This window comes from Paraburkholderia sp. J41, assembly GCF_905220235.1.
Taxonomy (GTDB): domain Bacteria; phylum Pseudomonadota; class Gammaproteobacteria; order Burkholderiales; family Burkholderiaceae; genus Paraburkholderia.
The window spans coordinates 1-22,952 of record NZ_CAJMZE010000049.1 but is presented as its reverse complement, the minus strand read 5'-3'; the positions used below and the strand labels follow the sequence as shown (position 1 = coordinate 22,952).

The following is a 22,952-nucleotide window of genomic DNA, read 5'->3' as shown; positions in this document are numbered from 1 at the left end:
AGTTCTAGCTATCGCGTTCCTGTCGATTTCAGGTCTTCACGGAAGCGCTGAAACATACCGATGCCGCCTTCGCTCGCGCTACGGGAAGCGCATTCGTGAACGCGCTTTCGCCCGTCAAAACCTTGATCGACAAGGCTTTGGTGCGTCGCGGGCGCAGCCGCGTAGGGTACGATTCGGCAGTGCGCCCAGTCGCGTGAGCGCACAGCGTGGTGTGCGAAGGAATCGCACCTTCGAAATTAGCTAGTTTCCGTTTAATGGAAAGTGCCTCAAATCCGAATTGTGCTGGACGCGTCCGCAACGCTAGCCTTTCAACACCCGAAGAGGAGACACCCGCCCTGGCCGTGCGGTCGCCAGGCACTACCGCGATATCGGGAAGCCATCTGACGACCCGTTCGCCCGCGCAAGTTGCCGCTCATCGGCAGCCTGACGCCCGGCAGACGCGTAGCAGCAATCTTGACCGTCAAAAACGAATTCGGAAAAGAGACATGAAACCACTGTGTGACAGCATGCCGGAAGCGATCCAGGACGAAGTCGCCGCGAACGCAGACACACGCGTCCCCGATATCGTGATGCGCCGCATTTCCTGGCTGACCGCGCTGATCTACATGGTCGCCATCATCGACAAACAGAACGTAAGCTTCGCCAAGTTGCAGATGGTGCATATACTGCACATTGGGGAAACGGCATTCGGCCTGGCGGCGTCGCTGTTCTTCATCGGCTCGCTCGTCTTCGAGATTCCGAGCACGCTGCTGAGCTACAAAGTCGGCGTGCGGCGCTGGATGGCCACGCTGATGGCGCTATGGGGTTGCGCCACCATGGCGATGGCGACCATCCACAGCGGCGGCGCATTCGCCACGTTGCGTCTTCTGGTGGGCGTGGCCGAAGCCGGTTTGTATCCCGGCATCGTGATGTACTACTCCGTGTGGCTGCCGCGCAGCTATCAGGTGCGCGCCATCGCATTCCTGACCTTGGGCAGCGCGCTCGGCAACATGGCGGGGTCCGGTCTGGGCGGCGCGCTATTGTCGCTCGACGGCTTGATGAACCTTGCAGGCTGGCAATTCGTGTTTATCGTCACGGGCGGTATCGCCGTGTGCCTCGCGCCGGTGATCCTGAAACTGCTGCCCGATCATCCCGATTCGGGCCGCTTTCTCTCGCCGGCCGACGCGCGCATTCTGCGGCAACAAATCGAGCGCGAGAAGACCAGCCAAGCGGTCGGCACGCACAGCTATCTGGGGCCGATTTTCAATCCGCGCGTTCTCGCGATCGCGTTCTTTTACACCGCTGTCGCCACTGCACTGGTTGCCGTCATCTACTGGACGCCGACGCTCTTCAAGGCACGCGGCCTTTCCGATCTGCACAACGGCTATGCCGGCATGCTGCCGTGGATTCTGACCGCCATCGTGCTGATGGTCGTGCCCCGCAAACTGAGCACCGACAACCGCACGACACTCGCGGCGATGACCTCGGGCTTTCTCGGGGCGCTGTGTTTCAGTATCAGCGCCGTGTCGCACGACCCGACCGTCGTTATCGCCTCCACGATCGTCGGCACGCCTTGTATCTCGCTGCTGTTCCCATGCATACTTTCGTTACCGTCGCGCTACTTCGAAGGCTATAAGGCGGCTGCCGCCATCGCGTCGCTGTGCATCTACGGCGGCAGCGGCGGGTTCATCGCGCAAATTGCCATGCCATACGTCGCCAAAGTGCTGGGTGCACCGAGCTTCGCGATGTTTTTTCCGGCCGTGTGCCTCGGTATCGTGGGACTCGGCGCGGCGGGCATGCGTATTTTCACGGTCATGCGCGTCCCTGCACGCCTGCCTCGCGTCTCGTAGTAAAACGCGGCAGGCACCCCGTTAAACGCGATCGGTACTAAACAAGGACGAACCGATGACCGGCAAGCCGCCTGTGAGTGTGATCGGCAGATCGATTCTTCTGTTACGTGCGCTCAACCGTCATCCCAAATCGACGATCGACGTACTGCATAAGGAAACGGGGCTCGCCAAGTCGACAATCTCACGCTTGTTACAGGCGTTTCAGGACGAAGGCATCGTGCGGCGCGCGCAATACGGCGTCTACTATCTGACCTCGGCCGTCACGGAACTGGCGAGTGGCTACCAGGGCGAGCCGAAGGTGGTGGAAGCGGCCAAGGCTATCGCCGACCGACTTACGGAAGAGATTCTCTGGCCAATTTCGATCGGCGTGCAATTGGGGCCGGCCGCGATGTCCGTGTGCTACACGACGTCGCCCGCCTCGCCTCTGTCGTTTCTGCATTCGCAGGCGGGCATGCAGTTGAGCCTGGTCAGTCATGCCATGGGCCGCGCATACCTTGCGTTCTGCACAGCCAGCAAACGGAACGAATTGATCGACGCGGTGAAACGAACGTCCCGCGAAGACGATCTCCTGGCCGGAGACCGGGCACACATCAACGAAATCCTCACTTCCGTCCGGCACAAAGGCTACGCGTTACGCGACCCACGTTTGCGGCCGGAGTCGTTATCGCTTGCGGTCCCGATCCTCGAAAAACGCGTTGCCGTCGGCTCGGTGGGCCTGACGTGGTTCAGCTCCACGATGACGACCGAAGAAGCCGTACATCGGTATTTCCCGCTCCTACGCACGACCGCGTCGAAAATTTCTCAAGGGCTCAGGAGCTTACCCTAACCGGCACGGCGACGCTTCGCGATAGTCTCAATCGCCCGCAACGCCATGTGGACCGATCAGTTGCCTTTCAGCGGCCGCTCGCATTGATCGACTTTCCGGTCTCCGAACTGGTTCGTGTCAATCGAATCTCGTCAAACTTCCCTGTCGAGCAATTTGTTTAACGATCGGGCCGGTATCAACTTGACATGGTGCCCGACTCGACCGGTATCCTTGCCGTCCAATGCGATTCCGCACACGCCTCCATGCCGGGTAACGTGGGAGACGCTCGCAAGCCACTGTAGCAATGACTCGCGACGAAGTCTGATTCTTCGGGTGCGCCGTCCGTGCCCGTCAGCTTTGGCAGTGTGAAACCTTGTCTTGTCAAGATGGACACCTATCGAGGAGCTATGTCCGACGACATGGGATGATCGCCGGACATCCTGCAAAACGAAGGACGATGTCCCCGTGCGTCAACCGGCCTTCAGTTCGCCATACGCCTCCATGGCCCGCAGCGAATACACATAGGCGGCCCCGGCATTCAAGGCAATGGCGACGCCCAACGCATCACTCATTTCCGCTTCGGTCGCGCCCGCCTTGGCGGCCGCCGCGGCATGGGAGGAGATGCAGCCATCGCAACGGGTAGTGATGGCCACCGCCATCGCGATCAATTCACGCGTCTTCGCGTCTAGCGCGCCGTTGCTTCCCTGGGCGGCAGCGAGGCCGCGATAGGCTTCGAGCATCTTGGGGTTGGTGTTGCCGAGACTTTTGTAGGAACGCTTGAGGGTGGCGAGCAAATCAGTCCAATTCATAAACATGGAAACTCTCCTTGTAGTTGATAAAAGGCTAGGAAAATAGCCGCATCCCACGCGGCGATCAATTCGAGCAACGTAGGGACCGCCTGTCGCCAACAGGGTTTGCCATTGCACGAAGAGGGTTGGGATATCGCTCATGGACGATCGTCCGAGACCGCCGAACCTGCGGCCGCACGTCTGTCGCGGGATGCCGCCGGGGCATAATCCAGAAAGGCCAGCAGCCGATTGACTTGCCGAGCCGCGATACGGACATTGACGTCAAGAGAGTTGGTCCAGAAATAGGCACCGCAGGCCAAGGTACCAATGACGGAGATCTGCTCGTCTTTCCCGGCCGCGTTCACCAAGAGTCCGCTGGCTTGATTGACCCAGAGTCCGCCTAGCGGATCCGCCACGCCGATGCCCGTCGTGAGCATGCTGGCGAGAAGCGGCGTCGGCCCGACAGCCACGCTGGTGCCGAACCCAGTCGCGTCGATCACCGCATCGAATTCCCGTTCGTGAATCGCATCGCCATGTTGCTCGTTCAGAACGAATACGTGGCGGTCCTGGTCGTACTTCACGCTTCGAAAGCCCCCGGCAATGCTCAGATCTCCATAGCTCAGCAATTCCCTGATTTTTTTCGCATTCGCCAGCGGAAAACTTATGCGCCGCATCTTCCATTTGCTATCGAACTCCGCCGAGAAATCCGCGCGCTCCCGTTCCGATAACCGACCCCAAAGATTCTCGACCGAGGTCATCAAGCCCAGCGCCACCGAGTACCAGATGCGAGGCTGGTGGGTCGCCGCGTCGATCTCTTCGTTCAGATAGTTCAGCGCGCCTTGAGAACAATCGCGGAAGGCGTCCGCCAGTTCCGCTTCGGAGCCGCCGTTCAGAAAATATTCGGCGGCGACCGCTTCGCGCAGCCGGGCAAGCGTCACCGGCTCGGTAGACGCCGCCATCCGAGAGAACTCCGTGCAACGCATCAAAGCCAAGCTGTCTGCCTTGACCACCGGAAGCCTGCCGGAGCGGGAACTCGCATGGATATGGCCGCGATGCCCCGCTTCGTGCAAAGCCAGCGCGGCGTCGACGAAACTGAGGCTCGTGCCAAGAACGAGCACACGCTGATGAGGCAAAATCGCCGGCGCGAGCTTGGTGGTGGGATAAGGGTCGTCAAAGAAGCCTGGCCGCCCCCGGAGATGAGCGAATCTGGCCGATGGCGGATTGCCCACGCACAACACCACATGGTCCGCATAGGTGACGTGTCCTCCCGAGTCCCCGATCCGGTAGCCGTCGCCGGCATGCATGATCGATTCCGCCGCGAAAGCCCGGTGAGCGACTTCGATGCCAAGCTTGCCGGCAAGCGCTATCGTATGGGTCATCAATTCCCGCAGGTAATCGCCGTACACCGCGCGCGGGAAGTATCGACTCCGCACCTGCTCCAATGTGCCGTAGCCTCGCTCCACCAGCCATCTGCAGAAATGTTCCTTGTCTGCATCGATGGCGGAGGAATAGGCCGCCGGCGAGTTCAGCAAAACCGCATCGCTGTCCTGCTGGTAGGGTAGCCCCGGTCCTAAAGGAAGCGGGTCATGCAGCGTAACGCCCAGGGTTCTGCCGACGCGCTGGCGCGTTCCTTCGACCAGGCAATTGAAGAAGGAAGTTCCCAGCGAACCGCCTCCGATAATGGAGATTCTGTAACTTTTCGTCATGGCATGTCATGCGTTTCTACAAGGAGCGCGGCCAGTTCGGGGCGCCGTTGCCTACGCGGAAACGGCAAGCGCCCGAGACGCTTAAAACGTATGGCGTATCGCCACGCGGAAAGCGGCCTGGCGATCCGTTGACGACGGCGTCAATCCAAAGATCGACGCGACTGCGGGCGTCCCCGTCGATTGCGTTCCCGACGCCTTTTGATAGACCGCCGTGGCGTAAAAGGACGTCCGCTTCGACAACGAATAGGTCGCGCCGATATCGAACTGGTTATATTTGCCACCGCTTGCCCCGTTGATCGAGCTGGTCCGGCTATGCGAGATCTGTGCACCGAGTATCAGCGCCGGATTTATGGCCCACTTGAAATTGACCGCGGCATCGTTGACCGTAACCGTGCCGTCCAGCCCGGCGGGATTGAGCGTACTTACCGTGCCGTTCATTCCCGAGAACTGGGCATTGGAGTAGTTGGCTCCAAACGTTAGGGCGTTGATCGTGTAGTTGACCGCGACATCCGCGACCGACAGCATCTTGGCCGACGCGAAGCCGCTAGTGATCGGCGTATAGAAGTTGTTTGTCGCCGCAGTGCCTCCACGGCTCGTGGCATAGAATGAGGCATTCGGATTTCGGATATTTAGATACGCAGCGCCGACGATCAATGATCCGTTGGTGTATCTCGCGCCTATCGAATAAATCTGATTTTCCGTAAAATTTCCCGCAACGCCGCCGAACGAATAAAGTCCGCCGAACGAAAAACCAGCATATTTCGGACTTGCGTACTTGATTGAGTTATTGACGTGGTTGGCCGCGCTGTAATCCTCCACATCGCCCGGATTGGTGACAAGGTAGCCGGCCCACTGCGACGCCGGGGTAAGCGGCGTCACATATTCAATCGACGAATCGTATTGACGCCCAAGCGTAACAGTGCCCCATTTGTCACTCACCAGACCCACCACCGCCTGGCGCCCGAAAAGAAGGCCGCCGTTTCCTAGCGCGCCGGTACCGGCATTGAAGCCGTTTTCCAACCAGAACATCGCGTGCAGCCCACCTCCGAGATCCTCGGTGCCGCGCAGACCGAATCGGCTTCCGCTTAGCACACCGCTGACCATCTGGTATTGCCGGGATCCTGCCGCGTTCTGATTCAAGATGAAACCTTGGTCGATAATTCCGTAAAGCGTGACGCTGTTTTGGGCATGTGCCGAGGTTGCCGCCGCAATCGCAACCAACAAAAAAGCAAACTTCTTCATGAAGATCTCCATGTCATAGTATTTATTGGATGAATCTCATCGACGATGCAATCGACCCGCGTCTGCACGTCTGATGTCTCCACGCATTGCGCGTCCCCGCCCATTGCGTGACAGGGAAATTACTGGAAAGAAGTTGCCCGATAAACACCACGTTGGTTGGTTCAAACACAACTGATGGTTTGCTATGAACGCATCCGTTGACGCACCGATATGCTTCGCATGACGAATCGAAACAGATGCGTTGTTTTCTTGTGCCACCGGGACAAATCCCTATTTCGCCCGTACTTCGACGCCAGCCCACGCCTCCATGTATTTGATCAGCGTCGTATAGTCGTCGGGGCCGCCGCCTTGCGTGATCGCATAACGCCACAATTGCGCCATGCCTTGCGCCGCCCGCATCGGCACGCCGAGCGCCTCGGCCTCGGCGAGCGCCAGCGTGACGTCCTTGTACATGATGTCGATGCGCGCGCCGAAATCGAACGTGCCGGGCAGAACCGCCATCGGCAATTTGGTCTCGGTGGCAGTATTACGGCCGGTTCCCGCGTTCAGCACGTCGACCATGGTCTTCACGTCGAGCCCGGCCTTCGCGCCCAGCACCGCGGCTTCGAACGCCGCGACCATGTTGGCGGACGAAACGATGTTATTCACGAGCTTCATCATCTGCGCCATCCCAGGCGCAGCGCCGACCTCGAAAACTTTCGAGCCGAGCATCTGCAGCAACGGCCGCACCATGTCGAGCGCCGCGGGCTCACCCGAACACATGACCGTCAGCTTGCCCTGGTCGGCGACCTTCGGTCCGCCGCTGACCGGCGCGTCCACGACGGCAACGTCTTGCCGGGCAAGACCTGCCTCGATTTCCAGCAGCAAGCGCCGCCCGACCGTCGAGCACTCGACGTAGGTGGCGATGCGCTCGCCGTGGCATACGCCGTCGGCACCGAGCGCGACCGCCTTGCAGGCATCCAGACCTGGCAGGCAAGCGAACACGACGCCGACGGCATCGGCTACCGACTTCGGCGACGCATGCTCGACCGCTCCCGCCGCCGTGAAATTTGCCATGGCCGGCCGATGCGCGTCGAAGACATGCAATCGCACGCCTGCGGCCAGCAACCGGCGCGCCATTGCTGCGCCCATCGACCCCAAGCCGATGAATCCAACTTCATTGCTAACAACCATGTGTGCTCCTGCATTGGCAGCGCATCGGTGCGTTAAAAACCCACGGCGGAGGCGCCCTTGAGCGCGAGTATGTTGCGCGCATCGTCGGGGCTCGCGATCTCCAGATCGAGTGCTTCGAGGATCGTCCGGATCTTGCTGACCTGCTCGGCACTGGATCGGGCCAGCTTTCCCGGGCCGATCCACAGCGAATCCTCGAGGCCCACGCGAACGTGCGAGCCCATCGCTGCGCCCATCGTCGCCAACGGCATCTGATTACGGCCTGCGCCGAGAATCGACCATTGATACTGATCGCCGAACAACCGGTCGGCAGTCCGGCGCATATGCATCAGATCCTCTGGATGCGGCCCAATCCCGCCGAGAATCCCGAACACGGACTGGATGAAGAGCGGCCCCTGAACCAGCCCGCGATCGCGGAAATGCGCGACGTTGTAAAGATGGTTGATGTCGTAACACTCGAACTCGAATCGCGTTCCTTGCGACGCACCTTGATGGAGGATGCGCTCGATGTCCTGGTACGTGTTCTTGAAGATCAGGTCGCGGCTTTTTTCCAGATGCTCGCGTTCCCATCCATGCTGAAACCGATTGAATCGATCGAGCATCGGAAACAGGCCGAAATTCATCGAGCCCATGTTCAGCGACGCGAGTTCCGGCTGAAAACGCACGATCGGCTGAATCCGTTCGTCGAGCGTCATATGCGGACTGCCGCCCGTAGTGATATTGACCACTGCGCGCGTCTCCGCCCTGATGCGAGCGAGAAACGATTCGAAGTACTCGGGATCTTGCGTGGGACGTCCGTCGGCCGGATGACGGGCGTGCAAATGCAGAATCGCCGCGCCCGCTTCGGCCGCCTCCACCGCCGCATCGGCGATTTGATCCGACGTGACCGGCAGATATTCGGACATGCTGGGCGTATGAATGGCGCCCGTCACGGCGCAACTGATGATGACTTTGTGGCGACGACCCATGTCAGCGGTTCCTTGAGTTGAATGTTTTCGAATAGCCGAGGCGGCGCGCGTGACCGCGTGACGATGCAAAAGCGGTTCCAGGCAGCATCGAACGCGTGGGACTGCGCGCCTTACCCGCGGCGTTTGCGTTCATCGATCAACGGGCACGTACACGGTGCCGGCCATGAGCCGCCTCGCCGTGCGCGCAAGTCCCAATGAGTCGAACGTCGTTTCTGCGGCGCTGGCGCCCGCATGCGCGACGACCTTGACTTCCATGACGCCGAGCGGATGTCCGATGCGCAAAGTCTGCGTGGAAGATCGCGTTCCCACGGCCTGATGCACGAGCGAGCCCGATATGCGGGAAGCCGCCGCGATGCACATCGATGCCGTGCCCGACATGCTGTCGTGGCACTTCCCCATGAAGACCAATCGCGCACGCAGGTCCATCGCAGCGGACGGCTGCACGTCGCCATTGACGTCCACGTAGTCGGCCGGCGCGGCGACCATCGCCGCCAGCGGCAACACGGGCGCCGGTTCCTGCGTCCAATCGGCGTGGAGCCCGATGCGTTCGCCCGCCTTGGCCTGAATTTCCGCGAGCATGCGAATCAACTCGCCATTCGCGGAAATCGCGTCGGGCAACTCGCTGCCGCTCAAGCCGAGCGTCGATGCTTCGATGAACACGCATGGATTGGCGACGTCGACGATCGACACGCGCACGGTTCGACCGGTTTCCATCACGATCTCGTCGATCGCGTTTCCCGTCGGCAGCAAGCGTCCGGTCTTCGCGCCGACGGTGCCGGAATAGTCCATCAATATCTCGGCACCCGTACCGGGGACGCCGGGAATCGCGCAGTCGCCCAGCACGCGCGAGCGGCCGTTGCGCACCTGAACCCGCGACACCAGCAGCTTGTCGGTATTGGTGTTGTAGATGCGCACGGTAGTGAGCGGCTCACGCACGGCTATCAGTTTTTCGTCGATCGCGAACGGGCCGACGGCCGACGAAATATTTCCGCAATTCGCGTCGTAATCGATCTGATCGCGATCCACATCCACCTGCGCGAACGTGTAATCGACGTCGGCATCGCCGCGCGTCGACGGCCGGATGATGGCGACCTTGGACGTGACGAGCCGCGACCCGCCCATGCCGTCGATCTGCATCACGTCGGGCGTGCCCATCGCGCGCTTGAGGAAGCTGTCGCGCTCCGCGCCCGCTGGCGGCAAAGCGGATTCGTGGAAGAACAGCGCCTTGCTCGTGCCGCCTCGCATCAGTACGCAACGCACTTCGAGCTGATCACCCGTTTCCGTGGCGGTCATGTCGAACTCTCCTGTCTCCGTAGGGCCGAACGCATAGGCACATGCGTTTCGTATGTTCTAAGCAATCGGAACGACGCGTACGACCGGCCGCACGGGCGGCGCTTCGCGCGACGCGTCCTCGTGCTCGGGCCATGCCCAAGGCCGTTCTATCCGGTCTCTGTCTTGCCAATGCCGGACGCTGTCGTCATGCTGAAGCGTCAAGCCGATGTCATCCAGACCGCGCAGCAGACCATCGCGCCGCACCGCATCGACGGAGAACGTGACGCTACGCCCGGGAGGAATGCGCAGCGTCTGTGCGCGAAGGTCCACGGTCATCGGCTCGCCGCTTGCGCACGCGCTGCCGATCGCCTCCACCTCAGCTGCCGGCAAACGAATCGGCAACACGCCGTTCTGAAAGCAGTTGTTGAAAAAAATCTCGCCGAAGCTCGGCGCGATCACGCAGCGCACGCCCATGCATTGAAGCGCCCAAACCGCGGCCTCACGCGACGATCCGCATCCGAAGTTGTCGCCGGCGACGAGTATCGGCGCATCGCGGAAAACTGCCTGGTTTAGCACGCACTGCGGGTCTTCGCTGCCGTCCGCGCGAAAACGCAGTGCTTCCATCGCGTAAGGGCCGAGCTGATCTTTTTCAAGCGCCGTTAGATGCTCGATCCGGATGATGACGTCGGTATCGATGTTCGCACGGGACAGATAAGGCGCCGCGCCGGTGACCGTCTCGAACGGCTGCAATTTCATGCGATCTCCTTCGGCTCGGCGATGCATCCCGCGATGGCCGATGCCGCGGCGACGGCTGGACTGGCCAGATGCGTCCGCGCCCCGGGGCCCTGTCTGCCGACGAAGTTCCGATTCGACGTGGAGACCGAGCGTCGTTGCGGAGGCACTTGTTCGCCATTGGCTGCGACGCACATGCTGCATCCGGGTTCCCGCCACGCGAAGCCGGCGGTTTCGAACACGTCTTTGAGGCCTTCCGCCTCGGCGGTCCGTTTGATCGTCTCGGACCCCGGCACCACCCAGGCCGTCACGCCCGGTGCGACGGTTTTGCCGCGCACGACCGCCGCGGCGGCGCGCAGATCGCTGATCCGCGAGTTGGTGCAGGAGCCGATGAAAACCCAATCGACGGGCGTACCCGCTATCCGCTGGCCTGGCGTCAGCCCCATGTAATCGATCGCGGCCTGCAACGCGGCGCGATGTTCACCGTCAGGCGCATCTTGCGGGTCCGGCACTCGGCCGTCTATGGGGATCGCATGTTCGGGGCTTGTGCCCCATGTGACCGACGGGCGAACGTCGTTCGCGTCGATCACTTCCTCACGATCGAAAACGGCATCGTCGTCCGTGTAAAGCAATTGCCACTGCCCGACCGCGCGATCGAACGCGTCGCCGCGCGGCGCGTATGGCTTACCCCGCAGATAATCGAAGGTGAGCGCATCGGGCGCGATCATTCCGCAACGGGCGCCCAGTTCGATCGATAAATTGCACAGCGTCAAACGCGCCTCCACATCCAGCTGCCGCACCGCGCTGCCGGCATATTCGATCGCAAAACCGACGCCGCCCGCGGCGCCCAACTTGCCGAGAATGTAGAGCGCGAGATCTTTGGCGGTCACGTTAGACGGCAATTGTCCGTCGCACCGGATGCGCATCTGCTTCGGCTTCTGCTGGCGCAAGGTCTGGGTCGCCAGCGCGTGCGTACTTTCCGACGAGCCCACCCCGAACGCCAACGCGCCCAACCCTCCGTTCGTGCAGGTGTGGCTGTCGCCGCAAATCAATGTGAGGCCGGGCAGCACGATGCCCAGTTCGGGTCCCATCACGTGGACGATCCCATGCCCGGGCCGACCCAGATCGAAAAGTCGAACCCCGGCCGCCTTGGTGTATTCGCGCAGCGAGGTCCACAATCGCGCACCGGACGGAAACGTCAGGCCGGTGCGTCCCGGCGCGCTGGACATCGTATGGTCGGCCGTCGCGAACGCCAACTCCGGATTGTGCAGCGGTAGCCCGCGCGCGGCGACATCGGCGAGCGCGGCGGGGCCCGACAAATCGTGCAGCAAGTGGCGATCGATATGCAGCAACACCCAACCGTCGCTCAACTCGCGGACGACGTGGGGTTCCCATATCTTGTCGAACAGCGTGCGTCGCATATCAGCGGCACTCCATATCGGAACCCGCGCCGTGACGGCGGCGCACTTCGTCCCATTCGTCCGCGCCGAACCGGCGAAACATCTCGAACAGATCAGTCGACGGTTCCGGCGAACGTTGGGTGCGCTTCACTTCGGCAAGTGCCGCATCGCCCGCCTGAATCGCGGCCGACAGCAGCAATGCCGGAAGAATGGCGAGCTTGTAGCCCATATCCGCTGCTTCGTTCAACGCGACAGTCGGGGTCTTCCCGGTCGGCACGACGTTCAGCATGCACGGCCCGCGCACCAGACACGGCACCGCGGCGACTTCCTCCATCGAGCGCGCCGCCTCGACGAACGCCATGTCGGCGCCCGCATCGAGCGCGGCATTGGCGCGCCAGATCGCTTCATCGAAATCCACCACCGCGCACGCATCGGTACGAGCAATCACGACGAATTCCGGCGAGCGCCGCGCGTCGACCGCCGCACGAATTTTCGACACGAACTGATCGCGCGCGATGATCTCCTTGCCGTCAAGATGACCGCAGCGCTTCGGCGAAACCTGATCCTCGATATGAACGGCGGCGATGCCGCGCTCTTCAAAGGCGCGAACCGTGCGCCTGACATTCAGTTCGTTGCCGTAGCCGGTGTCCGCATCGGCGATGAGCGGGATGTCGATGCTGCGCGCCATGACCGCCGCGTTCTCCACCATCTCGCTCATTGTCAGCAGCCCGAAGTCCGGATAGCCCAACGCCGCCGACGTGCCGGCGCCCGTCATATATGCCGCCTCGAACCCGGCCTGTTCGATGAGCCGCGCGCCAATGCCGTCGTATGCACCGGGGGCGACCACCATGCCTGGCTGCGCTAGAATGGTACGGAAGTTGATATTTTTCATTCTATTAATGTACTAACGATAATACAAAAAGATGATGAGCCATTCTATACCACCGTCGCAGCACGTACAAACGAATCTGTCGGGCTCGCAATCATGACGCCAACCTCCCCTCGCCCGCTCCGTGCGGCGCCGAACGGTGTGGTGCTGCACCGCCAGATTTTTCTCACGCTCCGCGACGAGATCGCGCGGGGCCTCTTCCCGAGCGGCATGCTTCCGAACGAGGAAGCGCTGCGCGCGCGCTTCGGCGTCTCGCGCGTGACCGTCCGGCGGGCATTGGCCGATCTGGCGGCAAGCGGCATTGTCGAGCGCCGCCCGGCGTTGGGGACATTCATTATCGAAAGGCCGACGCAAGAGATGCCAGGCCCGAGCCTCACGATTCTGGACAGCTTGCGCAAGACCGCGATGGAGACGCGCGTGCAAGTGATCAACGTCGAACATACGGAGCCTCCCGCGGATATCATGCGGGCGTTGCGACTGCAGCCTGGCGAAAAAGCCACTCACGCGGTCCGACTGCGTAACAATCGCAGCGGGGAGCCGGCGATGCTGGTCGATGCGTGGGTGCCGGGCTCCCTCGGCCAGGGCGCGACCAAGACCGCATTGAAAAAGCATGCACTCTACGAAATCCTGCTTCAGCAGGGCGTGCAATTCGGCCGCGTCGTGCAGGAATTCACATCGGCCATGATTATTAATCCGGCAGTCGCAACGATGCTAAATACCAGCGTCGGTTCCCCGGTATTGAAGCTCGTCCGCCTGATGCACGACCCGGACGAGCATCCGATCCTGCACCTCACGGCGCTCATGCCCGCGGGCCGGGCAAGCGTTCTGATGGAGATTCCGGGCGACCTCGTCAATACACTTCGCGCAGGTCAGATCATCGTGGATGCGCCGCTACCGAACACGAAAGAAAACACTCGACGCAAATAGCCCGGTCCGTCGCCGGAACGCCCGCTCGTTCCGGCCGACGTCTTCTTGCTGCGCCGCGCTGTGGCGCGCCGCCCCGCCCATCCGATGCAGCGCTACGCCGCATCGATTTTTCTCGAAACCAGCCTCGCATTTCGAGTTGCCATCGGCAACATGACGGTAGTAGAATTACTTTGTACTATCGTTAATACAATATACTTCGAGACGCCGATGACCATCGCTGAGCACAGCTGTTCATCTCCCCTTCCGAAAAGACAAGGGTTAACCATCGCCCCCGAGAGCCGGCCCGATTCAAGAGGCAACCCTTCACGATCTTCTTTTTATTCTGAGCCATGACATCAAGCCCCCTGAATGAAGCAAGCTCCTCTACTTCCGATCGCGCCGCCGCAGTGTCGCCGTTTCGCCTCGACGGCAAGGTGGCATTGGTCACCGGATGCGGATCGATCGCGCCCGGCTGGGGTAACGGAAAAGCCATCGCCGTGCTTCTGGCGCGGCAGGGCGCTCGGGTATTCGGCGTCGATCGCAACCCGGAGGCGGCGGATGTCACGCGCAATCTCATCGTCGACGAAGGCTACGAAGCGGAGGTCAGGGCTTGCGACGTGACCGACAGCGCGGCGGTCAAACAAGCCGTGGAGGATTGCATTCGCCGGTTCGGTCGCATCGACATTCTGGTTAACAACGTCGGGCAGTCCGTTCCGGGCGATCCCGTCACGATGTCCGAAGCGGATTTCGACCAGCAGATCGCGATCAACCTGAAGAGCGCGTTTCTATGCTGCAAATACGTCATACCGCACATGGAGAAACAGGGCGGCGGCTCGATCGTCAACATCGCATCGGTGGCCGGCATGCGCTATGGCGGCAAGCCGCAGGTCGGCTACGCGTCCGGCAAGGCGGCGCTGATGCAGATGAGCAAAGTGACGGCGGTCACCTATGCGCCCAAGGGTATCCGACTCAATTCCATCGCGCCGGGCGTCATGGATACGCCGCTCGTCCATCGTCTCGCGGACAAGTACGCGGCAAGCGATTACGAGGGCTTCGTCAAGACGCGCAATGCGCAGGTTCCGATGGGACATATGGGTGACGCGTGGGATGTCGCCTATGCGGCGCTCTATCTCGCCAGCGACCAATCCCGCTACGTAACCGGCTCCGTAATCGTCGTCGATGGCGGCATGAGTTCGACGACGCGCTAACCCCGTCGGTTTTCAACCCACCCGCAGTTGAGCCTGTTTAAGAAGGATCGTCATGAATGCCATTGAGAACTTCACCTCCTGGGCCGCCGAATTCGATGCGCCTTATTCCGATACGGCGCTGAGCATCGCGACCGACGCCGTTATCGATACGTTTGCATGCATGCTGGCGGGCGTGAAGGAAACCGGCCCAACCCGGCTTCGTGCAACGCTGCCGGATCTCTCCGGCTTGTCGAGCGGCCCGGCCTCCGTCATGGGGCTCGACAGCGGTTCGGCCCCGATCTGGGCCGCGCTCGCGAACGGCACCGCCGCGCATGCGCACGATCTGGACGATACGTTCCTGCCGTCGATCAACCATCCGAGTTCGGTGCTGACTTCATCGCTCTTCGCGCTGGCACAAACGCGCGGACTATCGGGCGCAGCGGTGCTGGATGCGTACATCATCGGATTGGAACTGCACTACCTCGTCGCTCGCGGCCTGATGCGTTCGCATGCCGACATCGGGCATCACACGACCAGCACGGTCGGCACGATCGCCGGCGCAGCGGCATGCGCGCGGCTCCTGGGGCTCTCGGCTCGCCAGATGGCGCACGCGATGAGTCTCGGGGTCAGCATGGCGGGCGGCATCAAGGGCCAGGCAGGCAGCATGGCCAAGCCGCTGCACGCCGGACTGGCCGCGCAGCACAGCGTCCAGGGCGCACTGATGGCCGAGAAGGGATTCGAAGGCCGGCTGGAAGTGCTGGACGGTGAGTGGGGCTATCTGCAGGTCTGCGGCGGCCCCGACGCGCAAGGCTGGAGCGCTGAGATGTTCGCGGAGATCGGCAAGACGGCGCTGGCGATCGAGAGCAAAGGATTGATGGTGAAGCGCTACCCGTGCTGCGCGTCGACGCATCGCGTGCTGGACAGCTTGCTGGAACTGCGGGACGAATACGGCTTCCGCGAAGCCGATGTCGAGCACATTACGGCGACCGTGCCGATGGGCAACTATCGCAACTTGACCTATCACAAGCCGCAGACGCAGCATCAAGCCAAGTTTTCGATGGAGTACACGATGGCCGTCGCGCTGCTGCACGGCAATGTGGTGCTGGCCGATTTCGATTCGGCCGTGATCAATTCCGCGGAAGTCGCGAACGTGCTGCCCCGGATGGAAATGAAGGCGCGGGCCGCCGGCGCGGAGAAATTTAACGCCGAGATCGTGCCACCGCATACCGTGACGGTACGACTGCGCGACGGCCGCGTGCTCGAGCGCGACCGCATTCATGCCAAAGGCACGCTGTTCGATCCGCTGTCCGACGCGGATCGATGGAACAAATTTCATTCGTGCGGCGTTGCCGTGTTGAACGACGCGGAGCTGAAGCACGCCTACGACGTCCTCAGCGAATTGCGTTCGATCCCGAACATGCGCTGCGTGCAGGAAGCGGTGTTCGATCCGGTAGCGCAGCATCTCCATGAAACGCCGGAGACGGCGGCTCACTGACGGAGGACATCCGATGGACATCGTAGACGCACAGATCCACGCTTTCTACACGCTGGACCTCGACCAGACCATTGCCGCCATGAACGCGCTGGGCATCCAGAGCGCGATCATCGACGAGCTGTGGGAATACGATCCACGAGGCTTCGTGCTGCCGGGCACCCTGCTTTCGGGCGGCGTGTTCCGGCCGTCGAGTCCGCTAGCGCAGGCAGCCGCATTGAAATATCCAGACCGCTTCTCGGTGCTTCAGCGCGTCGACCGACGCGACCCGGACATCGAAGCGGTATTCGCATCGCTCCGCTGCATGCCGGGCTGCCGGTCGATCCGGCTCGTGACGCGGGGCGCCGAGGAGCTTCAGGCGATCGCCGACGGCGGATACGACCGCATGCTGCAACTCGCGGCCGATCAGGATCTGGTGGTCAGCCTGCTCGGCGCAGGGGTGTCGGACATACTGGGATCGTTCCTGCCGCGCTTCCCTCGCTTGCGCTTCGTATTGGATCACTGCGGCGCCCCGAAGGATGCGCAGGCGTGGGACAACATCCTCGCTGCCGCCAGAACGCATTCGAATCTCTGGATCAAGTGGAGCCATGCCCAGCATTACTTCCCAAGCGCCGCTTTCCCGTTCGCAGAATTGCTCGTACCGCTTCGACAAGCGCTCGACGCGTTCGGCAGGGAGCGGGTGATCTGGGCGAGCGACTTCACGCACAACCGTCGCGGCGCGAGCTGGGGGGAATTGCTGTTCTCCATCCGCTGCGCGGACGATCTACCGTCCGACGACAAGGAATGGCTGCTGGGTCGCGCAGCGCGCGCGCTGTATGCATGGCCGAAGCCCGAACAGGCTTTCGTCGCACCGCATGTGCCGCTACTGCCCAAGCAGGCGCCGGTATCCGCGATGGCGTCTGCGACGTCGTGAAGTCCGCTCACTCCACCTAAGCGAGAGAGCCGTCATGGACCGCCTGACCAGCATCGAGGTGTTTGTGAGATCCGTGGAGATGGGTTCGTTCGTCGCGGCCGCGTCGGCCATGAGGATGACGCCGCAGATGGCCGGCAAGCACATTCTTTCGCTCGAACAGCATTTCAAGACCCGTTTGCTGAACCGCACCACGCGACAGCAAAGTCTGACCGATGCCGGACGGACCTTCTACAAGCATTGCAAGGCCATTCTGGCCGAAACGGAGGCTGCGGAGGAGGAACTGCAAACGCTGCTGAGCGTGCCGAGCGGCGCGCTGAGAATCCGCGCGCCCACGACGTTCGGCAGTTACCGGCTGACCCAGCTCGTCGCGAAATATTTGCGAAAATTTCCGGAGGTGTTGATCGAAATCGTGCTGTCCGACAAGGCCATCGATCTCGCGGAAGACGGCTGCGATGCGGAAATTCGCATCGGGCCGCTGACGCACGACGGGCTCGTTGCGAGGCGACTGGAGCCGTTCGATCTGGTCGTTTGCGCATCGCCCGGCTACCTGGAACAGTTCGGCACGCCGCTGCGGCCCAAAGATCTGCTTGCGCACAATTGCATGGCGTTCGTCTATGCGAACCCGCCGTCGTCTCGCCCATGGCATCTCAGCCGCGACGGCTCGACGATGACGCTCGATGTATCGGGACGCTTGCGCGTCAATAGCGTGAAGGCATTGCACAGCGCCGCGCTGGACGGATTCGGCATCGTGCTGGGTCCGACGGTCGCCTTCGCGGCCGATCTGGCATGCGGAAAGCTCGTGCGGGTATTGCCCGACTATAAAAGCCCGTCCTTGCAGATGCATTTGCTGTATGCGCCCGACCGCCACCCGACGCCGAGCCGGCGAGCGTTCATCGATTTCATCGTTCAGGAACTGGGCGAGCCCTCGCCTCGCGAGGAAGCACGCCCCCCGGACGCCTTCGAGCCGAGCGAAAGCGATGAATCGTCGAACCCGCGGCTTTGCGCTCGCCAACTGGCATAAGCCCGGTGGTTTCGGGCGAGCGCGTGTTGGACGGGCTCAGCCATCCCGGCCGTTGCATCGATACGACGCGGATACCAACGATTTTCACGAGGAGACAGCAGCATGAACAACCCAACGACAATACAGTACGAAACAGCATCCACGACGACGCGCTCGACGCTTGGCCGGGCGCTTTATACGCTCGTGCTGATCGCCGCGGTCTACGGAATGAGCATGGTCGATCGGACCATCTTCGGATTGATGCTGCAGCCGATCAAGAAAGAGTTCGCGCTGTCCGACACGATGCTGGGCTTGATCGGCGGCATCGGCTTCGCGCTGACTTTCGCATTGGCCGGCCTGCCGATGTCCCGGCTCGCCGATCGCTTGAGCCGCAAATGGGTCATCGCGATCAGCCTTGCCGCGTACAGCACGGTCACCGGCTTGACCGGCCTCGCGCACACGGTCACTCAACTCCTGCTGGCCCGAATGGGACTCGCAGTCGGCGAAGCCGGCGTGCTGCCGGCCAGCACGTCGATGATCGCGGATCTGTTTCCCAGCAAGAGCCGGGCTCGCGCGATGAGCGCGCTGGGCCTGAGCGCGCCGATGGCCACTCTGCTCGGCTTCGTGCTGGCTGGCTGGATCGCGCAGAAATACGGATGGCGCGGCGCATTCGTGTTCATGGGCGGCGTCGGCATCGTACTTGCGTTGATCGTGTCGGCTACAGTCGCGGAACCGTCGCGCGGCGCGTTCGAAAACGGCATCGCCGATCGCCGTCATCTTCGCTTGTGGCCGACGCTGCGCTTTCTGAGCAGGCAACGGTCGTATCTGTTCGTCATCGCCACCGCCGTGATGCTCGCGTTCACGACGACCAGCCTCAATGCATGGGGTCCTTCGTTCCTGGTGCGCATCTATCAGCTGGGCTCTCGCGAATTGGGCGTCTATCTCGGCGTCTCGATGGGCATCGGCGGCGCCGCAGGCGCGCTGCTTGGCGGATGGCTGTCCGATCTGGCCGGCTCGAAACGCGCCAGATGGAAACTGCTGGTTCCGGCAGGCGCGGCGCTCGTGCAAATACCGGCTATTCTGCTGTTCCTGTTCGGCTCGAATCTGACCGAATCGCTGATCGGCATCGGCGTCTGCGTCGGATTGTTGTCGAGTCAGTACGGCGCGATTCTCGCCGTCGTATCGAGCGTCGTCAAAGTAACGCTGCGCGCGTTTGCCGTCTCGTTGATGCTGCTGTTCAGCACCATCTTTGGCACCGGCATGGGTCCCGTCTGCGTCGGATTCGCCGCGGATCACCTGAAAGCCGACTTTGGACCGCAGGCGCTGCGCTACGCGTTATGCCTGATTATCCTCAGCTGTGTTCTCAACGCCGTGTTCGCGCTGCTCGCTACACTGTTCTTCGATCGCGACATGGCAGCCGCTGCGCGCGAGGATGTCGGATCGGTCTGATTTTCTGACGATCGCTCGCCCGCTACAGCACCTTTCGAAGAAGGACAAGACGATGACAATCGAACGATTGCGTGATTTCGTGAAGACGGCCACCGCGCATTACGCACCGTACGCCAGCCCCGAGCAGGCAGCCGCCGGCGAGGCGCCGCTCATGCCGAAGATCCGTGAAGCGCTCTCGGTACTGATCGCCAGCGACGACTGGTTGCCGGAAGACTTCGCCGTGCCGCATCCGCAGCATTACCAGCAATATCTGCTGCATTGCGACCCGCAGGAGCGCTTCAGCCTCGTCAGTTTCGTCTGGGGTCCACGTCAAGGCACGCCGATACACGATCATACCGTTTGGGGATTGATCGGTATGCTGCGCGGGGAAGAACATTCGCAAGCGTTTCGCTTCGAAAACGGTCGGCTCATGGAGGACGGTGCCGTGGAGGTGCTCAGCCCCGGCAAGATCGGCCGCGTCACGCCGACGGGCGAGCAGGACATCCATCGCGTGCGCAACGCGTACGACGATCGCTCGTCGATCAGCATTCACTTCTATAACGGAAACATCGGCAAGGTGCGTCGACATGTGTTCGATCCGCACACCGGAGCATCCAGGGAATTCATCTCCGGTTACGCGAACCGGGCGGTACCCAATATCTGGGGCATGGTGTAGCGCGGCCATGCCGTCTCTCACGAATGATCGAATCGACGCCACGCCTTCACCCGAACGCCCACGACACGCTGAGCGCCCCCGCTTGAACTTCCGGCGCCAGTTCCCTCATGTGCTTCACAGCAAGCCGATTAAGCGCACCGGAAACGCTGATCGCGGCGATCGGCATGTTGAACGCATCCCAGCTAACACATACGGCCTCGCCGGTCGAGAGGACACGCAATGAAATTGCCGCTTCAGGGAATCAAAGTGATCGAATTCTGCAACGTCGCTGCCGGACCATATTGCGGCATGCTTCTCGCGGATCTCGGTGCGGATGTGATCAAGGTGGAACATCCGGCCGGCGGAGATACGCTGCGGGCGTGGCCGCCGATTACCGACGGGTACAGCGAGAATTTCGCATCGCTGAATCGCAACAAGCGATCCGTCACGCTGGACCTGAAGAATCCGAGCGATGTCGAAGCGGCGCGCGGCTTGATTGACGACGCGGATGTACTCATCGAAAACAATCGCCCCGGCGTCATGGCACGTCTCGGACTCGGTTACGACGCCGTGCGCGAGCGCGCGCCGCACCTCGTCTATTGCTCGATCTCGGCTTACGGGCAGTCGGGGCCGCGCGCGCAGGAAGGCGGGTTCGATCTCACCGTACAGGCAATGAGCGGCATCATGAGTATCACCGGCGAGCCGGCCAGCGCACCGGTCAAATGCGGCGTGCCGCTCGCCGATTTCACGGCCGGCCTTTACGGGGCGTTCTCGATCGTGTCCGCGCTGCATGCGGCGTCGCAATCGGGCGTCGGCACGCATATCGACGTACCCATGCTCGGCGCCACGCTTGCTATCGCGGCGCTGCAAACATCCGAATACTTCGGCACCGGCCGCGACCCGGTCAAGCTCGGCTCCGCCCATCCGCGCAATGCGCCTTATCAGGCGTTCACTGCTCGCGATACGTATTTCGGCATGGCAGCCGGCAACAATGCGTTGTGGCGCAGCGTCTGCGCCGTCGTCGGCATGCCGGAACTGGAAAACGATGCACGCTACGCCAGCACGACACTGCGCGCGAAGCATCAGACGGAGTTGCGCGAGACGCTCGAAGCGGTATTCCGCGCGCACGACGCCGAATACTGGATCGAACGCTTTCGCGCCGCCGGGGTACCATGCGCGCCGATCAATACATACTCGCAGGTCCTGGCGGACCAGCAGGTCGAGCACATGCAATGGGTGCAGCCTGTGCAACTCCCGAATGGCGTCGCGACGCGCACGTTTGTTTCGCCCGTTCGTTTCGATGGCGAAACGCCGGGCATCCGCCTCCGTCCCCCTGCGCTCGGCGAGCACAATGCCGAACTGCTGGGCGGCGCGCGCACGACGGAGACGAACGCATGAGCACGATCCGCATCGATAGGCAAGCATCGCACTGGACGATCACGCTCGATCGCGCGGACAAGCTCAATGCGCTATCCGCCGAACTGGTCGAAGCGCTGCTTGCCGCGTTCGACGATGCCGCGCGGCAGCATGTGCCGCTCGTGACGCTGCAAGGCGAGGGCCGCTGCTTCTCGGCCGGCTTCGACATGACCGACGTGGAGACTCAAAGCGAAGGCGATCTGCTGCTGCGGTTCGTGCGCATCGAAACACTGCTGCAGACGATCGCATCGTCTCCATGCTTCACGATCGCGCTTGCGCACGGCCGCAACTTCGGGGCGGGCGCCGATCTCGTCGCCGCCTGCAATCTGCGCGTCGCGGCCCCGGGCACGACCTTCCGCATGCCGGGGCTGAAGTTCGGCCTCGTGCTCGGCACCGCTCGCTTCGCGCGGATCGTCGGACAGCACGCAGCCAAGCGTATTCTCGAAAGCGCCATGACTTTCGACGCCGAACGCGCGCACGCGCTAGGCTTTATCGAACACATCGCGACGCCGGAAGAGCATGCGGATGTCGTCGGGGAAGCGCTCGCCCGTCTGGAGGAAATACCGCCCGCCAGCCGCGCCCTGCTCTTTCGCGCACTCGATGCAGAAACTCCCGATATCGATCTCGCGGCGCTGGTGCGTTCGGCGGCCGAGCCGGGGATTCATGCGCGGATTGCGGCTTATCGGCGTGCCGCCTCGAAGGCAAGCGACGGCTAGACTCTGAGCCGCCGAATGTCTCATAGTGGCCGAGGGCGTGTGGAAACGCAATTTTCGCGGCTGAGGGTCAGGTTACCGGTGATGTGAATCAAGTTAGATGCGCCGAGCTTGCGCTATTCGAGCTTCGCGGGCGCAAGAAGCCCCTCAGGGCCTCAGCTTCCAGCCGTCCTTATTGCCTTCATTGTCCGAGTCTGCTCAACAAGGCGGGATTGCTGAGCGCAAAACGATGATTGACCGTAGCCACGTGTTGCCGGTTTCGCAGCAAGTTCGGCTTGTCGGTATCGCGAGATCGAGCGCGTATTACAGGGCGCAGCGGGTCAGCGAAGCCGATCAGTTGCTGATGCGGCGAATTGACCAACTGCACATGGAGTTTCCGTTCGCCGGTGCGCGGATGCTGGCGCGCCTGTTGCGCCGGGAGGGCCACGAGGTTGACCACCG

Annotated in this window: 20 protein-coding genes and 1 pseudogene; 12 read left to right on the top strand and 9 right to left on the bottom strand. The window is 62.0% G+C overall.

Going from position 1 to position 22,952, the window contains the following annotated elements; genetic code table 11:
- Positions 1-254 precede the first annotated feature (254 nt).
- Positions 255-1,829, top strand: a complete 1,575-nt coding sequence (locus tag U5805_RS29455) for an MFS transporter (RefSeq protein ID WP_322107011.1) — start codon at positions 255-257, stop codon at positions 1,827-1,829.
- A gap of 55 nt (positions 1,830-1,884) precedes the next feature.
- The gene (locus tag U5805_RS29450) at positions 1,885-2,655 is read left to right on the top strand and encodes an IclR family transcriptional regulator domain-containing protein (protein WP_322107010.1); all 771 of its coding nucleotides are present in this window, start codon (positions 1,885-1,887) and stop codon (positions 2,653-2,655) included.
- 449 nt (positions 2,656-3,104) lie between these two features.
- Here U5805_RS29450 and U5805_RS29445 read toward each other — a convergent pair whose 3' ends face one another.
- The 9 genes from U5805_RS29445 to U5805_RS29405 form a co-directional block, all read right to left on the bottom strand.
- A complete protein-coding gene (locus U5805_RS29445) occupies positions 3,105-3,449 on the bottom strand; it encodes a carboxymuconolactone decarboxylase family protein (protein WP_322107025.1) in 345 nt (114 codons plus the stop codon).
- A gap of 131 nt (positions 3,450-3,580) precedes the next feature.
- A complete protein-coding gene (locus tag U5805_RS29440; RefSeq protein WP_322107009.1) occupies positions 3,581-5,128 on the bottom strand; it encodes an FAD/NAD(P)-binding protein in 1,548 nt (515 codons plus the stop codon).
- A gap of 81 nt (positions 5,129-5,209) precedes the next feature.
- A complete protein-coding gene (locus tag U5805_RS29435; RefSeq protein WP_322107008.1) occupies positions 5,210-6,370 on the bottom strand; it encodes a porin in 1,161 nt (386 codons plus the stop codon).
- A 270-nt stretch (positions 6,371-6,640) separates the two neighbouring features.
- On the bottom strand, positions 6,641-7,543 hold the full coding sequence (locus U5805_RS29430; RefSeq protein ID WP_322107007.1) for an NAD(P)-dependent oxidoreductase: 903 nt from the start codon (positions 7,541-7,543) through the stop codon (positions 6,641-6,643).
- Between the two features lie 32 nt (positions 7,544-7,575).
- A complete protein-coding gene (locus U5805_RS29425) occupies positions 7,576-8,508 on the bottom strand; it encodes a 3-keto-5-aminohexanoate cleavage protein (RefSeq protein WP_322107024.1) in 933 nt (310 codons plus the stop codon).
- Between the two features lie 129 nt (positions 8,509-8,637).
- Positions 8,638-9,801: a 2-methylaconitate cis-trans isomerase PrpF family protein gene (locus tag U5805_RS29420; RefSeq protein ID WP_322107006.1), complete on the bottom strand. Its 1,164-nt coding sequence runs from the start codon at positions 9,799-9,801 to the stop codon at positions 8,638-8,640.
- 57 nt (positions 9,802-9,858) lie between these two features.
- Positions 9,859-10,530: a 3-isopropylmalate dehydratase small subunit gene (gene leuD, locus U5805_RS29415; RefSeq protein WP_415914688.1), complete on the bottom strand. Its 672-nt coding sequence runs from the start codon at positions 10,528-10,530 to the stop codon at positions 9,859-9,861.
- A 2-nt stretch (positions 10,531-10,532) separates the two neighbouring features.
- Positions 10,533-11,933 carry a 3-isopropylmalate dehydratase large subunit gene (leuC, locus tag U5805_RS29410; RefSeq protein ID WP_322107004.1) on the bottom strand — a complete coding sequence of 467 codons (1,401 nt, stop codon included), beginning with the start codon at positions 11,931-11,933 and terminating at the stop codon, positions 10,533-10,535.
- 1 nt (position 11,934) lies between these two features.
- On the bottom strand, positions 11,935-12,804 hold the full coding sequence (locus tag U5805_RS29405; protein WP_322107003.1) for an isocitrate lyase/PEP mutase family protein: 870 nt from the start codon (positions 12,802-12,804) through the stop codon (positions 11,935-11,937).
- A 93-nt stretch (positions 12,805-12,897) separates the two neighbouring features.
- Between U5805_RS29405 and U5805_RS29400 the strand changes: the two genes are divergently transcribed.
- From U5805_RS29400 to U5805_RS29355, 10 genes and pseudogenes are all read left to right on the top strand, one after another.
- The gene (locus tag U5805_RS29400; RefSeq protein ID WP_322107002.1) at positions 12,898-13,728 is read left to right on the top strand and encodes a GntR family transcriptional regulator; all 831 of its coding nucleotides are present in this window, start codon (positions 12,898-12,900) and stop codon (positions 13,726-13,728) included.
- A 329-nt stretch (positions 13,729-14,057) separates the two neighbouring features.
- A complete protein-coding gene (locus U5805_RS29395) occupies positions 14,058-14,915 on the top strand; it encodes an SDR family NAD(P)-dependent oxidoreductase (RefSeq protein ID WP_322107001.1) in 858 nt (285 codons plus the stop codon).
- Between the two features lie 52 nt (positions 14,916-14,967).
- On the top strand, positions 14,968-16,389 hold the full coding sequence (locus tag U5805_RS29390) for an MmgE/PrpD family protein (protein ID WP_322107000.1): 1,422 nt from the start codon (positions 14,968-14,970) through the stop codon (positions 16,387-16,389).
- Between the two features lie 13 nt (positions 16,390-16,402).
- Complete coding sequence (locus tag U5805_RS29385; RefSeq protein WP_322106999.1) at positions 16,403-17,299, top strand: amidohydrolase family protein; 897 nt, start codon at positions 16,403-16,405, stop codon at positions 17,297-17,299.
- 34 nt (positions 17,300-17,333) lie between these two features.
- Positions 17,334-18,320, top strand: coding sequence for a LysR family transcriptional regulator (locus U5805_RS29380; protein WP_322106998.1), 987 nt, complete (start codon positions 17,334-17,336; stop codon positions 18,318-18,320).
- Positions 18,321-18,422: 102 nt separating this feature from the next.
- Positions 18,423-19,748: an MFS transporter gene (locus U5805_RS29375; protein ID WP_322106997.1), complete on the top strand. Its 1,326-nt coding sequence runs from the start codon at positions 18,423-18,425 to the stop codon at positions 19,746-19,748.
- Between the two features lie 52 nt (positions 19,749-19,800).
- Positions 19,801-20,403, top strand: a complete 603-nt coding sequence (locus U5805_RS29370) for a cysteine dioxygenase (RefSeq protein WP_322106996.1) — start codon at positions 19,801-19,803, stop codon at positions 20,401-20,403.
- Positions 20,404-20,622: 219 nt separating this feature from the next.
- The gene (locus U5805_RS29365) at positions 20,623-21,780 is read left to right on the top strand and encodes a CoA transferase (RefSeq protein WP_322106995.1); all 1,158 of its coding nucleotides are present in this window, start codon (positions 20,623-20,625) and stop codon (positions 21,778-21,780) included.
- Positions 21,777-22,514, top strand: a complete 738-nt coding sequence (locus U5805_RS29360; RefSeq protein WP_322106994.1) for an enoyl-CoA hydratase/isomerase family protein — start codon at positions 21,777-21,779, stop codon at positions 22,512-22,514. The genes U5805_RS29365 and U5805_RS29360 overlap by 4 nt, the downstream gene beginning before the upstream one ends.
- A 193-nt stretch (positions 22,515-22,707) precedes the next feature.
- Positions 22,708-22,952, top strand: a pseudogene (locus U5805_RS29355) (IS3 family transposase); the annotation flags it as partial.